Origin of the sequence: Streptomyces beihaiensis (genome assembly GCF_026274175.1) — a bacterium.
Taxonomy (GTDB): Bacteria; Actinomycetota; Actinomycetes; order Streptomycetales; family Streptomycetaceae; genus Streptomyces; species Streptomyces beihaiensis.
The window spans coordinates 1-13,202 of sequence record NZ_JAPHNL010000331.1 but is presented as its reverse complement, the minus strand read 5'-3'; the positions used below and the strand labels follow the sequence as shown (position 1 = coordinate 13,202).

At 71.1% G+C, this 13,202-nt stretch carries 11 protein-coding genes; 9 read left to right on the top strand and 2 right to left on the bottom strand.

The features are described from left to right. Nucleotides 1-316: 316 nt before the first annotated feature. A complete protein-coding gene (locus tag OFY01_RS30665) occupies nucleotides 317-1,318 on the bottom strand; it encodes a LacI family DNA-binding transcriptional regulator (protein WP_266605506.1) in 1,002 nt (333 codons plus the stop codon). 277 nt (nucleotides 1,319-1,595) lie between these two features. Between OFY01_RS30665 and OFY01_RS30660 the strand changes: the two genes are divergently transcribed. The 5 genes from OFY01_RS30660 to OFY01_RS30640 all read left to right on the top strand — a co-directional run bounded on the left by OFY01_RS30660 (nucleotide 1,596) and on the right by OFY01_RS30640 (nucleotide 9,200). Further along, complete coding sequence (locus tag OFY01_RS30660; RefSeq protein WP_266605482.1) at nucleotides 1,596-2,528, top strand: carbohydrate ABC transporter permease; 933 nt, start codon at nucleotides 1,596-1,598, stop codon at nucleotides 2,526-2,528. A gap of 5 nt (nucleotides 2,529-2,533) precedes the next feature. After that, entirely contained in the window at nucleotides 2,534-3,463 is a 930-nt protein-coding gene (locus tag OFY01_RS30655; protein ID WP_266605480.1) for a carbohydrate ABC transporter permease, read from the top strand. Nucleotides 3,464-3,551: 88 nt separating this feature from the next. Continuing rightward, nucleotides 3,552-4,898: an extracellular solute-binding protein gene (locus OFY01_RS30650; RefSeq protein ID WP_266605478.1), complete on the top strand. Its 1,347-nt coding sequence runs from the start codon at nucleotides 3,552-3,554 to the stop codon at nucleotides 4,896-4,898. Nucleotides 4,899-4,965: 67 nt separating this feature from the next. Further along, entirely contained in the window at nucleotides 4,966-7,050 is a 2,085-nt protein-coding gene (locus OFY01_RS30645) for a beta-galactosidase (RefSeq protein WP_266605476.1), read from the top strand. 80 nt (nucleotides 7,051-7,130) lie between these two features. Continuing rightward, entirely contained in the window at nucleotides 7,131-9,200 is a 2,070-nt protein-coding gene (locus tag OFY01_RS30640; protein WP_266605474.1) for an RICIN domain-containing protein, read from the top strand. Here OFY01_RS30640 and OFY01_RS30635 read toward each other — a convergent pair. Then, on the bottom strand, nucleotides 9,178-9,600 hold the full coding sequence (locus tag OFY01_RS30635) for a CoA-binding protein (RefSeq protein WP_266605472.1): 423 nt from the start codon (nucleotides 9,598-9,600) through the stop codon (nucleotides 9,178-9,180). The two genes, OFY01_RS30640 and OFY01_RS30635, sit on opposite strands and share 23 nt — an antisense overlap. A gap of 328 nt (nucleotides 9,601-9,928) precedes the next feature. Here OFY01_RS30635 and OFY01_RS30630 point away from each other — a divergent pair, with 328 nt between their 5' ends. The 4 genes from OFY01_RS30630 to OFY01_RS30615 form a co-directional block, all read left to right on the top strand. Continuing rightward, nucleotides 9,929-10,303 (top strand): VOC family protein, encoded by a 375-nt coding sequence (locus OFY01_RS30630; RefSeq protein ID WP_266605470.1) that lies wholly within the window; start codon nucleotides 9,929-9,931, stop codon nucleotides 10,301-10,303. Nucleotides 10,304-10,380: 77 nt separating this feature from the next. Continuing rightward, entirely contained in the window at nucleotides 10,381-11,001 is a 621-nt protein-coding gene (locus tag OFY01_RS30625) for a YigZ family protein (protein ID WP_266605468.1), read from the top strand. Between the two features lie 93 nt (nucleotides 11,002-11,094). Continuing rightward, nucleotides 11,095-12,261: an exonuclease SbcCD subunit D gene (locus OFY01_RS30620; RefSeq protein ID WP_266605466.1), complete on the top strand. Its 1,167-nt coding sequence runs from the start codon at nucleotides 11,095-11,097 to the stop codon at nucleotides 12,259-12,261. Next, nucleotides 12,258-13,202: AAA family ATPase (locus tag OFY01_RS30615; RefSeq protein ID WP_266605464.1), on the top strand; the 945-nt coding region annotated here is incomplete at its 3' end. The genes OFY01_RS30620 and OFY01_RS30615, both read left to right, overlap by 4 nt.

The following is a 13,202-nucleotide window of genomic DNA, read 5'->3' as shown; positions in this document are numbered from 1 at the left end:
TCGTGCGCGGCCGGGCTCGGCGCTCCGCGAGGGCTCGTTCACGCCGATGGAACCGTCACCGGGCAGCCCGGTCGGACCGGACACCACCGTCGCCGACCCGCCCTCACGCCCTGATCGGCAGCGGCCCCCCGCCGTGGCGACCTGATCGTCCCCCCGCCGCACGCCCGCCGGGCACCGGGCACCGGGCCGCCGTGCCGCTTGAGGCGCCCGGGGCACCGGTGGGGCCGCCGCCGCATGGCCCTGCGAGGTGGCGTTTCCCGGGGCGTGTCGGGAAAGCCCCGCCCGGCCGCCGTCCCCCGGGTGGACGACTTCGCTGTCACGACACGCCCCGACCGCGGGGCGCCCGCGCCGTGCTCTCCCGGACCACGAGCCGCGTCGGCACCAGTGTCGTACCGCGCTCCGCCTCGCCGCAGCGCACCTGCCGCAGCGCGCTCTGCACGCACCGGCGGCCGACCTCCGCGAAGTCCTGATGGACCGTGGTCAGCGGCGGCTGGAACGAGCCCGCCTCCGGGATGTCGTCGAAACCGATGACCGAGACGTCCTGCGGCACTCTGCGGCCCCGCTCGTGCAGCGCCCGCAGCAGGCCGAGCGCCATCTGGTCGTTGGCCGCGAACACCGCGGTGCAGTCGGGCTGTTCGGCCAGGCGAAGACCCGCGCGGTAGCCCGACTCGGCGGTCCAGTCGCCCCGGACGAGCGGGGGCGCGCCGCGACCCGCCTCCTTGAGCGCCGCCCGCCAGGCGTCGGTGCGGCGCTGCGCCGCGTACGACCCCTCGGGACCGGCGAGGTGCCACACCGTGCGGTGGCCCAGGCCGAGCAGGTGGCGCACGGCGTCCCGGGTGCCGCCGGCCTGGTCCGTGTCGACCACCGCGTACCGGTCCCCGGCGTCCGAGTCGGCCACCACGACCTTCACGTGCGGCGGCAGGGTCAGGCTCGCCGCGTCGAGCAGGTGGACCTCCATGATCACGACGACCGCGTCCACCGCCAGTTCGCCCAGCCGGGAGAACGCGCCGCGCACCTCGTCCTGCGTGGGCACCGCCACCGGAAGCAGCGTCACCGCGTACCCCTCGTGCGCGGCCGACGTCGCTATGGCCTCCAGCGTGCGCACGTTGCCGGTCGTCGACAGGGTGAACGTGATCACGCCGATGGTGCGGAAATCGCCCCGCTTGAGCGCGCGCGCCGCGCTGTTGGGGCGGTAGCCGAGCTCCTTCATCGCGTCGAGGACCCGGCCGCGGGTCTCCTCGTTGACGCCGGGGAAGCCGTTCGAGACGCGCGAGACGGTCTGTGAGGAGACGCCCGCCGCCTTGGCGACATCCGCCATCGACGCGTTCTGCGTACGACGGCGGCCGCGGGGCCTGCCGCGCGCCGGGGTGCCGTCCGTTGCTGTCACCGTCGTCCTCACCAGCCGTGTCGTCGTCGTGGCCGTCCGTCGGCCGGGCGGCTCTTGACCGTCGTCATCGGGGCAGTGTAGACATGCCGCCACCGAATGTTTACGTAAACATAACAGCCGCCGGTCGACTGTGGTGTGCGATGTTTGCGTAAACATCCGATGCCGGCTGTGACCCATCGAGGCATATGAACGAGCAAGGGGCGCGACCATGACGACGCTGCAACCACCGGCGGCCGCGGGGCCCCGCACGGCCGGTCCACCGCCACCGGCGCGCCGGGCCCGCCGCTCCTGGAAGGGCTGGGGGTTCATGGGGCCCTTCGCGATCGTCTTCGCGCTGGTCTTCCTGGCGCCGCTCGCGTACTCGGTCTATCTGAGCCTCTTCCGCACCCAACTCATCGGCGGAACCCACTTCGTGGGCCTGGACAACTACCAACAGGCCCTGCAGGACGGACGGTTCTGGGAGGGCGTCACCCGCGTCGGACTGTTCCTGCTGGTCCAGGTACCGATCATGCTCGGTCTCGCTCTCCTCGTCGCGCTCGCCATCGACAGCGGCCGCCTCTACGGCAAGGACTTCTTCCGCATCACCGTCTTCCTGCCGTACGCGGTACCCGCCGTCGTCGCCACCCTCATGTGGGGCTTCATGTACGGCACCCGCTACGGCCTGGTCGGCGACATCAACTCGGCGTTCGGCGTGAAGCTGCCCGAGCTGCTCTCGCCCGACCTGGTCCTCGCCTCCATCGGCAACATCGTGACCTGGGAATTCGTCGGCTACAACATGCTGATCTTCTACGCCGCGCTGCGCGTCGTCCCGCACGCCCTCTACGAGGCGGCCGAGATCGACGGCGCGGGCCAGCTGCGGGTCATCACGGCGATCAAGCTCCCGGCGATCCGCGGCGCCCTCGTCATCGCCACGATCTTCTCGATCATCGGCAGCTTCCAGCTCTTCAACGAGCCCGCGATCCTCCAGAAACTCGCGCCCAACGCCATCACCACCGACTTCACCCCGAACTACTACACGTACTCGCTGTCCTTCTCCGGCCAGCAGCAGAACTACTCCGCGACGGTCGCCATCGTCATGGGCGTGATCACGATGGTCGTGGCCTACGTCGTCCAGCTGCGCGGCATGCGCAAGGGAGCGTGAGCGCGATGTCCACCAGCACCGCCGTGCGGCAGTCGACGCCGCTCAAGTCCGCCGCCCCGCGCCTGCGCGCACCCCGGCGCCACATCCCCCGGCGCCCCCGGCGCAGCGTCCTGCTGACGGCGCTCACCGGCATCGTCCTCGTATACAGTCTGCTGCCGCTGGTGTGGCTGCTGATGAGCGCCACCAAGTCGCAGCAGGGACTAGCCCGTTCGTTCGGTCTCTGGTTCGACCACGACTTCGACCTGTGGTCCAACATCAGCGACACCTTCACCTACCACGACGGCATCTTCGTCCGGTGGCTGCTCAACACCCTGCTGTACGTGGTCGTGGGCGCCGGTGGCGCCACGTTCCTCGCGGTCCTCGGCGGCTACGCGCTCGCCAAGTTCGACTTCCCCGGCAAGAAGGCCGTCTTCGCTGTCGTCATCGGCGCGGTCGCGGTCCCGGCGACGGCCCTCGCCGTTCCCACGTTCCTGCTCTTCAGCAAGATCGGTTTGACGGACACCCCGTGGGCCGTGATCGTCCCGTCGCTGATCTCGCCCTTCGGCCTCTATCTGATGTGGGTGTTCGCCACCGAAGCGATCCCCACCGAGCTCATGGAGGCCGCGCGGATCGACGGCGCGGGCGAGGTGCGCACCTTCTTCCAGGTCGCCCTGCCGCTGCTCGCCCCCGGTACCGTCACCGTGCTGCTCTTCACGACGGTCGCGACCTGGAACAACTACTTCCTGCCGCTGATCATGCTGAAGAACCCGGACTGGTATCCGCTGACCCTCGGCCTGGACGCCTGGAACAAGCAGTCGCAGACGTCCGACGGCGACGTGGTCACGAACCTGGTCCTCACCGGCTCGCTGCTCACCATCATCCCGCTGATCGCGGCCTTCCTGCTGCTCCAGAAGTACTGGCAGTCCGGCCTCTCCGCCGGAAGCGTCAAGGAGTAGGCGCAGAAAGGCAGTTGCGCCACCCCGGAGTGAATGCCCCGGGTGTGAGAACCCTCTGTAGAACCACGACGAAGTGGAAGCATCCGACATGCCCAAGCACTCCCGCCGCCTGCTGCGCGGCACAGGTCTCGTCTGCGCCCTCGCTCTCGGGGCGGCCGCCTGCGGCGGCTCCGGCTCCGGCAGCGGCTCCGGCGACAAGAAGGTGAGCGCGTCCGACGTCCAGGCCGCCCTGAAGAAGGGCGGCACGATCACCGTGTGGGCATGGGACTCCACGGTGAAGGACGTCGCCGCCCAGTTCGAGAAGAAGTATCCGAAGGTCCACGTCGACGTGGTCAACGCGGGCACCGGCAACGACCAGTACAAGGCCCTGTCGAACGCGATCTCCGCGAAGAAGGGCGTCCCGGACGTCGCGCAGGTCGAGTACTACGCCATCGGTCAGTACGCCCTGACGAAAGGCCTCACCGACCTGGGTGCCTACGGCGCGGGCAAGCTGAAGGCCGATTACACGACCGGTCCGTGGAACTCGGTGTCGGACGGTGACAGTGTCTGGGGCCTGCCCATGGACTCGGGGCCCATGGCGCTCTTCTACAACAAGAAGGTCTTCGACAAGTACAAGATCACCGTCCCGACGACCTGGGACGACTACCTGAAGGCCGCGCGCAAGCTGCACAAGGCCAACCCGAAGATGTACATCACCGGCGATGTCGGCGACGCCGGTCTGACCACCAGCCTTCTGTGGCAGGCCGGTTCGCACCCGTACACCGTCGACGGCACCACCGTCGGCATCAACTTCGACGACGCGGGCGCCAAGAAGTACACCGACGTGTGGCAGAAGCTCATCGACGAAAAGCTCCTCGCTTCGATCACGCCCTGGACCGACGACTGGTACAAGGGCCTCGGTGACGGCACCATCGCCACCCTGCCCACCGGCGCGTGGATGCCGAACAACTTCGTCACGGGCGTGAAGCAGGCCTCCGGCGACTGGCGCGTGGCCGATCTGCCGCAGTGGACGAAGGGCGCGAACGCCAGTGCCGAGAACGGCGGCAGCTCCCTGGCCGTACCCGCCCTCGGCCAGCACAAGAACAAGGCGCTCGCCTACGCCTTCGCCAAGTACAGCGCCGCCGGCGCCGGGGTGCAGACCCGCCTCGGCGAGGGCGCCTTCCCGGCGACCGTGAAGGACCTGGACTCCCCGAAGTTCCTGAACACCAAGTTCGCCTACTTCGGCGGTCAGCAGGCCAACAAGATCTTCGCCAAGTCCGCGAAGAACGTGAAGCCGGGCTGGTCGTACCTGCCCTACCAGGTCTACGCCAACTCGATCTTCAACGACACCGTGGGCAAGGCATACGTGTCCGGCATCAAGCTCTCCGCAGGACTGAAGTCGTGGCAGGACGCGTCGGTGAAGTACGGCAAGGACCAGGGATTCACCGTCAAGTAGCGCTCCTGGCATCGCAGATCGCTCCGGGGCAGTTCACCCCCGCGCCAGGCATCACCGGAAGGAAACAATGACCGTCCTCTCCTCCTCCAGCTCCCGCTTCCCGTACGCGAAGGGCTCCGACGGCACCCGACGCCTCGGCTACGGCGCCGACTACAACCCCGAGCAGTGGCCGCGGGAGGTGTGGGAGGAGGACGTCCGGCTGATGCGCGAGGCGGGCGTGAACATCGTCTCCCTGGCGATCTTCTCCTGGGCCAGGCTCCAACCCACCGCCGAAACGTGGGAGTTCGGCTGGCTCGACGACGTCATGGACCTGCTGCACGCGGGCGGCATCGGCGTCGACCTGGCCACCGCGACCGCCTCCCCGCCGCCGTGGCTGACCGCCGCGCACCCGGAGATCCTGCCCGTCACGGCGAGCGGCGCGACGGTGTGGCCGGGCGCCCGCCAGCACTGGCGCCCCACCTCACCCGTCTTCCGCGACCACGCCCTGCGCCTCGTACGGAAACTGGCGTCGCGCTACGCCGACCATCCGGCCCTCGTCGCCTGGCACGTCAACAACGAGCTGGGCTGCCACAACGTCTACGACTACTCGGACGACGCCGCCCGCGCCTTCCGGGTTTGGCTGCGCCGCCGCTACGAGCACCTCGACGCGCTCAACCACGCCTGGGCAACGGCCTTCTGGTCCCAGCGCTACAGCGACTGGGAGCAGATCCTGCCGCCGCGGCTCGCCGCCTCGCACCCCAACCCCACCCAGCAGCTCGACTTCAAACGGTTCTCCTCCGACGCGCTCAAGAACCACCTGCGCGCCGAACGCGACATTCTGCGCGAGCTGACCCCGCACACGCCCGTCACCACCAACTTCATGGTCATGGGCGGCACCAAGGGCATGGACTACGCGGACTGGGCCGACGAGGTGGACTTCGTCGCCAATGACCACTACGTCGTCCACGGCCCGCGCGACGAGGGCGCGCGCGACCGCGACGAACTGTCGTTCTCCGCCAACCTGACGGGCGCGCTCGCCCGGCGCCGCCCCTGGTTCCTCATGGAGCACTCGACGAGCGCCGTCAACTGGCAGCCCGTCAACCTGCCGAAGAAATTCGGCGAGTTGGCGCGCGACTCGCTGCTGCACGTCGCGCACGGCGCCGACGCCGTCTGCTTCTTCCAATGGCGCCAGTCCGCCGCGGGAGCCGAGAAGTACCACTCGGCGATGGTCCCGCACGCCGGAGCCGACAGCGACGTGTTCCGCTCCGTCGTGGAACTCGGCCGCACCCTGGAGGCGCTCGCGCCGCTCGCCGGGAGCGAACGGGAACCCGCCCGCGTGGCCGTCCTCTTCGACTGGGACTCCTGGTGGGCGGCCGAACACGACTCGCACCCCACCGCACGCCTCGACTACCACACCGAGGCGCTCGCCTGGTACGCGGCGCTGCTGCGGCTCGGCGTCCGCGCCGACGTGGTGCCCGCGCACGGCACGGAGCTCGACGGCTACGACCTGGTGATCGCACCGGTCCTGCACATGGTGCCGCAGACCCTCGCCAAGCGGCTCACCCGCTACGTCGAGACGGGCGGGCACCTGGTCACCACGTACTTCTCCGGCATCGTCGACGAGCACGACCACGTGTGGCTCGGCGGGCACCCCGGGGCGCTGCGCGAGCTCCTCGGTATCCGCATCGAGGAGTTCGGGCCGCTCGCCGACGAGGACACGGTCGGCGTCGACGCCGGTCCGGCCGGCGAACTGACCGGCGACCTGTGGAGCGACCGCGTCGACGTCACGGCGCCGGACGTCGAGGTCCTCGCCCGCTACCGCACCGGCACCTACGCCGCCCGCCCCGCCGTCACCCGCCGTGCCGCGGGCCGGGGCACGGCCGCGTACGTCTCCACCCGCCTCGGCGTGGACGGCCTCGCCGCGCTGCTGCCTGAGCTGCTCGCGCCCGCCGGGGTGACGAGCGAGCTGCCCGAGTGCGCGCGCGGCGCCGTCGAGCCGGTCGTCCGCCGCGACGCCGACCACCGCTACCTGTTCCTGGTCAACCGCACCGACACGCCGGTCGACGTGCCCGGAGTGGAGGGCGAAGTTCTCGCGGGACCGGCCGTCCGCGCCGACGGCCGCCTGAGCCTGCCGCCCCGCGCGGTCGCCGTGCTGCGCGGCCCGAACCGCTGACCGGCAGCCGGGGGCCCGCAGAGGCCGCACCGGCACCCAGTACCACCTGTCCATCCACAACCACGAGGTGGGAGAGCAAGTTGGCACACCACACCCGCACGAGACGGAATCGACTTGCCGCAGCCGTCGGATCGGCCGCCCTGATCACCGGGGCGGCCCTGGCCACCGCGTCACCGGTCGACGCCGCGACCACCACCGGCGGGGCCGCCGCGTCCGTCACCGTCACCCCCGACCCCTCGTACCGCCAGCAGAAGTTCGAGGGGTGGGGCACCAGTCTGGCCTGGTTCGCCAACGCCACGGGGAACTACCCGCGGCAGATCCGCGAGAAGCTCGCCGAACTCGTCTTCGGCAAGGACGGCCTCGCCCTCAACATCGCCCGCTACAACATCGGCGGCGGCAACGCCCCGGACGTCAAGAACTACCTGCGGCCCGGCGGCGCCGTCCAGGGCTGGTGGAAGGCCCCGGCCGGCACCACACGGCAGGACACCGACTGGTGGGACCCGGACGATCCGGCCGACTGGAACGACAACGCGGACGCCACCCAGCGCTGGTGGGTGAACCGCATCAAGCACGACATCACGCACTGGGAGGCGTTCAGCAACTCGCCGCCGTACTTCATGACGGTCAGCGGCTACGTCTCCGGCGGCTTCGACGCGAACAAGGACCAGCTCAAGACCTCGTCGGTGCGGGACTTCGCCGCCTACCTGGCCGGAGCCACCAAGCGACTGGAGACCTCGGAGGGCATCAAGGTCGACACGGTCGACCCGTTCAACGAGCCGAACACCGACTACTGGCACACCGACCTCGGCGCCGACGGCCTGCCGACCGGCGGCCGTCAGGAAGGCGCCCACATCGGCCCGGAACTCCAGCAGAAGGTGATCCGCGCCCTCGCCCCCGCCCTGCGCGAGGCCGGGACGGGCGCCCGGGTCTCGGCCATGGACGAGACCAACCCGACCAAGTTCGCCACCGACTGGAACACCTACCCGGCCGACGTGAGCGCCCAGGTCGGGCAGATGAACACGCACGCGTACGGCACCGCGAACCGCACCACCGTGCGCGACCTCGCCAAGGCCGCCGACAAGCCGCTGTGGATGAGCGAGGTCGAGGGCGACTTCGGTGACGGCCAGTCCTTCACCGACATGCGCCCCGGCCTCGGCATCGCCCAGCACATGGTCGACGACCTGCGCGAACTCGAACCGAACGCCTGGGTGTTCTGGCAGCCCATCGAGGACTACGACAACATGAAGCCCGGCGGTGAGAACAGCAAGGGCGGCAACTGGGGCGAGATCCAGATCCCCTTCAGCTGCACGTCGGCCGACACACTGAGCAGCTGCCCGGTCCGCACCAACACGAAGTTCGACACGGCCCGCAACTTCACCCACTACATCCGCCCCGGCGACCGGCTCATCGCCACGAACGACACCCACACCGCCGCCGCGCTCTCCCGGTCCGGCGACGCTGCCACGGTGGTCCACGTGAACTCCACCACGGCCTCCCGCACGGTCGTACTCGACCTGTCGAAGTTCGGCCACATCGGGCGGAGCGCCACCGTCACCCCGGTCGTGACCAGCGCCGACGGCAAGCTGGACCGGCGCACCGCCCTCCCGGTGCGCGAGGGCAAGGTGACGTTCACGGTCCCCGCCCAGTCGGTCACGTCGTTCCTCGTCGACCACGTCTCGGGAGTCGCCGCCGACGCCGCCACGCCGCACCAGGGCCACACCTACGAACTGACCGGCGTGCAGAGCGGCAAGGACCTCACCGTCGCCGCCGACGGCAGCGGCCTCGTCATCCGCTCGGACGGTTCCGGCGCCGACCGGCGCTGGCGGCTCGCGCGGATCGTCGCCGACGGCAGCCAGGGCCGGTACGGAAACCGAACCCGCTACGAGTTCGCCGACGCCACGACCGGCGAGCGCCTCACCGTGCACGACGGCGCCCCCGTCGTCGAGCCGGACACCGGCACACCGGGTACGGCGGCGCAATGGATCCTGTCCACCACGGGCGACGGAACGTACACACTGGTCAACGCCGCGACGGGCAAGCTCCTCGACGTGAGCGGCCAGTCCACGCGGGACGGCGCCCCGGTCATCACCTACCGGCCCACCTCGGGACCGAACGAGCGGTGGAGGATCACCGACGTGACGGCCGGCTGAGGCGCGGGATCTCGATCGCCGGGCAGCGGTCCATGACCATGTCGAGCCCCGCTGCCCGGGTCCGCTCGTACGCCGCCTCGTCGATCACGCCGAGCTGGAACCAGACGGCCCTGGCGCCGATGGCCACGGCCTGGTCCGCCACCGGTCCGGCAAGGTCGCTGTTGACGAAGACGTCGACCACGTCGACCGGGAAGGGGATCGCGTCGAGCGACGGATAGCCCTGTTCCCCGTGCACCGTCTCCGCCTTCGGGTGCACGGGGACGATCCGCTTGCCGAAACGCTTCAGCACGTCGGCGACCCCGTAGGCGGCGCGCGCCCGGTTCGACGAGAGGCCCACGACCGCCCAGGTGTCACCGGTCTCCGTGAGGATCTTCCGTACGGTGTCCTGATCGGCGTACATGGCATGCTCCTGTCGCTGTGCGGGCCTTTCCCGGTGCTCACGGGTACAACGGCGGCGGCGCGCTCGGGATTCCTCACTGAGCGCGCCGCCCGGCGTGAAGCGACGTGGCCGGAATCCGGCGCTCCCGTTGGCGGGCGCGCCTTCGTCACGTAAGGTCCATCACGTGAACACCGGACCGGCGAGACGCCACACACGGAACGGCAATCCGGTGGAGGTCTGACCGCGGGGCAGGTGCGCAGGACGCACCCCCTCGGCCCGTCACGCGGACCTCCCGCCGCTCGAGCACCGCGCAACCGTGCCACAGCCGAGCGACACAGAGGTAAGCCGTATGACAGCCACGTTCAACCACACCATCATCGCCAGCAAGGACCGCCAGGAGTCCGCCCGCTTCTACCGCGAGCTGCTGGAGGTGCCCGAAGCACCGTCCTGGGGCCCCTTCACCAACATCCAGCTCGACGAGGGCGTCCTGCTGCAGTTCGCCGAGCCGCCCGTCGAGATCCAGATGCAGCACTACGCGTTCCTCGTCGACGACGAGCTCTTCGACCGGGCCTACCGGCGCCTGCGCGACCAGGGCATCGAGCACTGGGCCTATCACGACCGCCGCGGCCCCGGCGAGATCAACCACGAGCACGGCGGCCGCGGGGTCTACTTCCACGACCCGGCCGGACACGGACTGGAACTGATCACCCGCCCCTACCTGTGACGCGACGCCCCGCCGCCTGACGCGCGCCGCGGGCGGGCGGGTGCGATCCGCCCGCGGCGTGCGCATACGCTGGCCGAATGCAGGACGAGTACCGCACAGTGGCCCGCGCGGGCGTGCACGAGACCGAGGTCAACCGCTCCCGGTTCCTGTGCGCGCTCGCGCCCGCCGCGACCGAGCGGGAGGCCCAGGAGTTCGTGGCACGCGTGCGCGCCGAGCACCCGACCGCCTCGCACCACTGCTACGCGTACGTCATCGGGGCCGACGCCGCCGTGCAGAAGGCGAGCGACGACGGCGAGCCGGGCGGCACCGCCGGAGTCCCGATGCTGCAGATGCTCACCCGCCGCGACATGCGGTACGTCGTCGCCGTGGTCACCCGCTACTTCGGCGGCGTGAAACTCGGCGCGGGCGGCCTGATCCGCGCCTACGGCGGCGCGGTCGGCGAGGCCCTCGACGCCCTCGGCACGGCGACACGGCGCCGCTACCGCCTGGCCACGGTCAGGATCGACCACGCGCGCGCGGGCAAGCTCCACAACGACCTGCGCTCGACCGGCCGCGAGGTGCGCGAGGTCCGCTACGGAGCCGACGTCGCCATCGAGATCACCCTGCCCGACGCGGACGTAGACCGGTTCCGCGGGTGGCTCGCCGACGCCAGCGCGGGCAGCGCCGGACTCGAACTGGGCGGGGAGACGTACGGCTGAGCGCGACGCGTCCGGACGGGCGGAGGCGGCCCGAGGCCGCCGGTCGCAGCGTTGCGGACGTGATGTCAGACCCAGCCGTTAGCCTCGTGTCCCATGAGACTGCTGCACACGTCCGACTGGCATCTGGGCCGAGCGTTCCATCGCGTGAACATGCTCGACGCCCAGGCCGCGTTCATCGACCACCTCGTCACCACCGCGCGCGAGCGCGGCGTCGACGCGGTCGTCGTGTCGGGCGACGTGTACGACCGCGCGGTGCCGCCCCTCGCCGCCGTCGAGCTGTACGACGACGCGCTGCACCGCCTCGCCGACCTCGGCGTGCCCACCGTGCTGATCTCCGGCAACCACGACTCGGCGCGCCGCCTCGGCGTCGGCGCCGAACTGATCGGGCGCGCCGGAATTCACCTCAGGACCCGCGCCGACCGCTGCGCCGAGCCGGTCGTCCTGGCCGACGACCACGGCGACGTGGCCTTCTACGGGCTGCCGTATCTTGAACCGGCCCTGGTGAAGGACTCGTTCGGCGTGGTCAGGGCGGGCCACGAGCAGGTGCTCGGTGCGGCGATGGACCGTGTCCGCGCGGACCTGGCCGCCCGCCCGGACGGCACCCGGTCGGTCGTCCTCGCGCACGCCTTCGTCATCGGGGGCGAGCCCAGCGACAGCGAGCGCGACATCTCCGTGGGCGGGGTCGCCGCCGTGCCCTCCGGGATCTTCCACGGCGTCGACTACGTGGCCCTCGGCCACCTGCACGGCAGCCAGGTCATCACCGAACGCATCCGCTACTCCGGCTCCCCGCTGCCGTACTCCTTCTCCGAGGCCGCCCACCACAAGACCATGTGGCTCGTCGACCTGGACGCCACCGGGGCGGTGAGCGCCGAGCGGCTCGACTGCCCGGTGCCCCGCCCCCTCGCCCGCATCCGCGGCGACCTCGAAGAACTCCTCGCCGATCCGGAGCTCACCGCCCACGAGGAATCCTGGGTCGAGGCCACCCTCACCGACGCCGTCCGCCCCGACGACCCCATGGCCCGCCTCACCGGCCGCTTCCCCCACACCCTCAGCCTGCTCTTCGAACCGCGCCGCACCGAGACCGGCCCCGACGCCGGGTATGCCGAACGGCTCAGGGGGCGCGACGACCAGGAGATCGCGGAGGACTTCGTGGCCCACGTGCGCGGCGCCGGGCCCGACGACGCCGAGCGCGCCGTGCTGCGCGCCGCGTTCGACGCGGTGCGCGCCGCCGAGGCAGGGGCCGGCGAGGTGACCCGGTGAGGCTGCACACCCTGACGGTCACGGCCTTCGGGCCGTTCGGCGCGCCGCAGCGCATCGACTTCGACGCGCTGTGCGGCGCCGGACTCTTCCTCCTCCACGGTCCGACCGGCGCCGGAAAGACCTCCGTCCTCGACGCCGTCTGCTACGCGCTGTACGGGTCGGTGCCCGGCGCCCGCCAGAGCACCGGCGGCCAGGGACAGAAGCTCCGCAGCGACCACGCGGCACCCGGCACCCGCACCGAGGTCGTCCTCGACCTGACCGTGGCGGGCCGCCGCCTGGAGATCACCCGCCAGCCACCTCACGAGCGTCCCAAGAAGCGCGGCACCGGCACCACCGTGGAGAAGGCCCAGAGCCTGCTGCGCGAGCACGACGCGGTGACCGGCACCTGGAAGGACCTCAGCCGTTCCCACCAGGAGATCGGCGAGGAGATCAGCCGGCTGCTCGGCATGAGTAAGGACCAGTTCTGCCAGGTCGTGCTCCTGCCACAGGGCGACTTCGCGCGGTTCCTGCGCTCCGACGCGGAGGCCCGCGGCAGACTCCTCGGCCGCCTCTTCGACACCCACCGGTTCGCCGCCGTCGAGCACCGCCTCGCCGAGGAGCGGCTCACCGCGCAGAAGCAGGTCGCCGCGGGAGACACCGAACTCCTCGCCCTCGCCCACCGCATGCGGCAGGCAGCGGGCGACATCGTCGGACTGCCCCCCGTCGACGCGGCCCCCGGCGACCCCGGCCTCGCGGACGCCGTGCTCACCTGGGCCGCGACCGCCCGCTCGGCGGCCCGGGAACACGTCACGCACACCCGGCTCGCCCTCGACGCAGCCGAGCACGCGCGCGTGGCGGCGCAGCGCGCCCTCGCCGACGTACGCGAAACCGACCGCCTCCAGCGCCGTCACGCCGCCGCGCGGGAGCGGGCGGCCGCCATGGAGGCCCGAGCCGACGAGCAC

Coding starts and splice junctions, on each gene's coding strand:
- OFY01_RS30660 (WP_266605482.1), top strand. CDS start 1,596: ATGACGACGCTGCAACCACCGGCGGCCGCGGGGCCCCGCACGGCCGGT.
- OFY01_RS30630 (WP_266605470.1), top strand. CDS start 9,929: ATGACAGCCACGTTCAACCACACCATCATCGCCAGCAAGGACCGCCAG.
- OFY01_RS30620 (WP_266605466.1), top strand. CDS start 11,095: ATGAGACTGCTGCACACGTCCGACTGGCATCTGGGCCGAGCGTTCCAT.
- OFY01_RS30645 (WP_266605476.1), top strand. CDS start 4,966: ATGACCGTCCTCTCCTCCTCCAGCTCCCGCTTCCCGTACGCGAAGGGC.
- OFY01_RS30635 (WP_266605472.1), bottom strand. CDS start 9,600: ATGTACGCCGATCAGGACACCGTACGGAAGATCCTCACGGAGACCGGT.
- OFY01_RS30655 (WP_266605480.1), top strand. CDS start 2,534: ATGTCCACCAGCACCGCCGTGCGGCAGTCGACGCCGCTCAAGTCCGCC.
- OFY01_RS30625 (WP_266605468.1), top strand. CDS start 10,381: ATGCAGGACGAGTACCGCACAGTGGCCCGCGCGGGCGTGCACGAGACC.
- OFY01_RS30650 (WP_266605478.1), top strand. CDS start 3,552: ATGCCCAAGCACTCCCGCCGCCTGCTGCGCGGCACAGGTCTCGTCTGC.
- OFY01_RS30665 (WP_266605506.1), bottom strand. CDS start 1,318: ATGGCGGATGTCGCCAAGGCGGCGGGCGTCTCCTCACAGACCGTCTCG.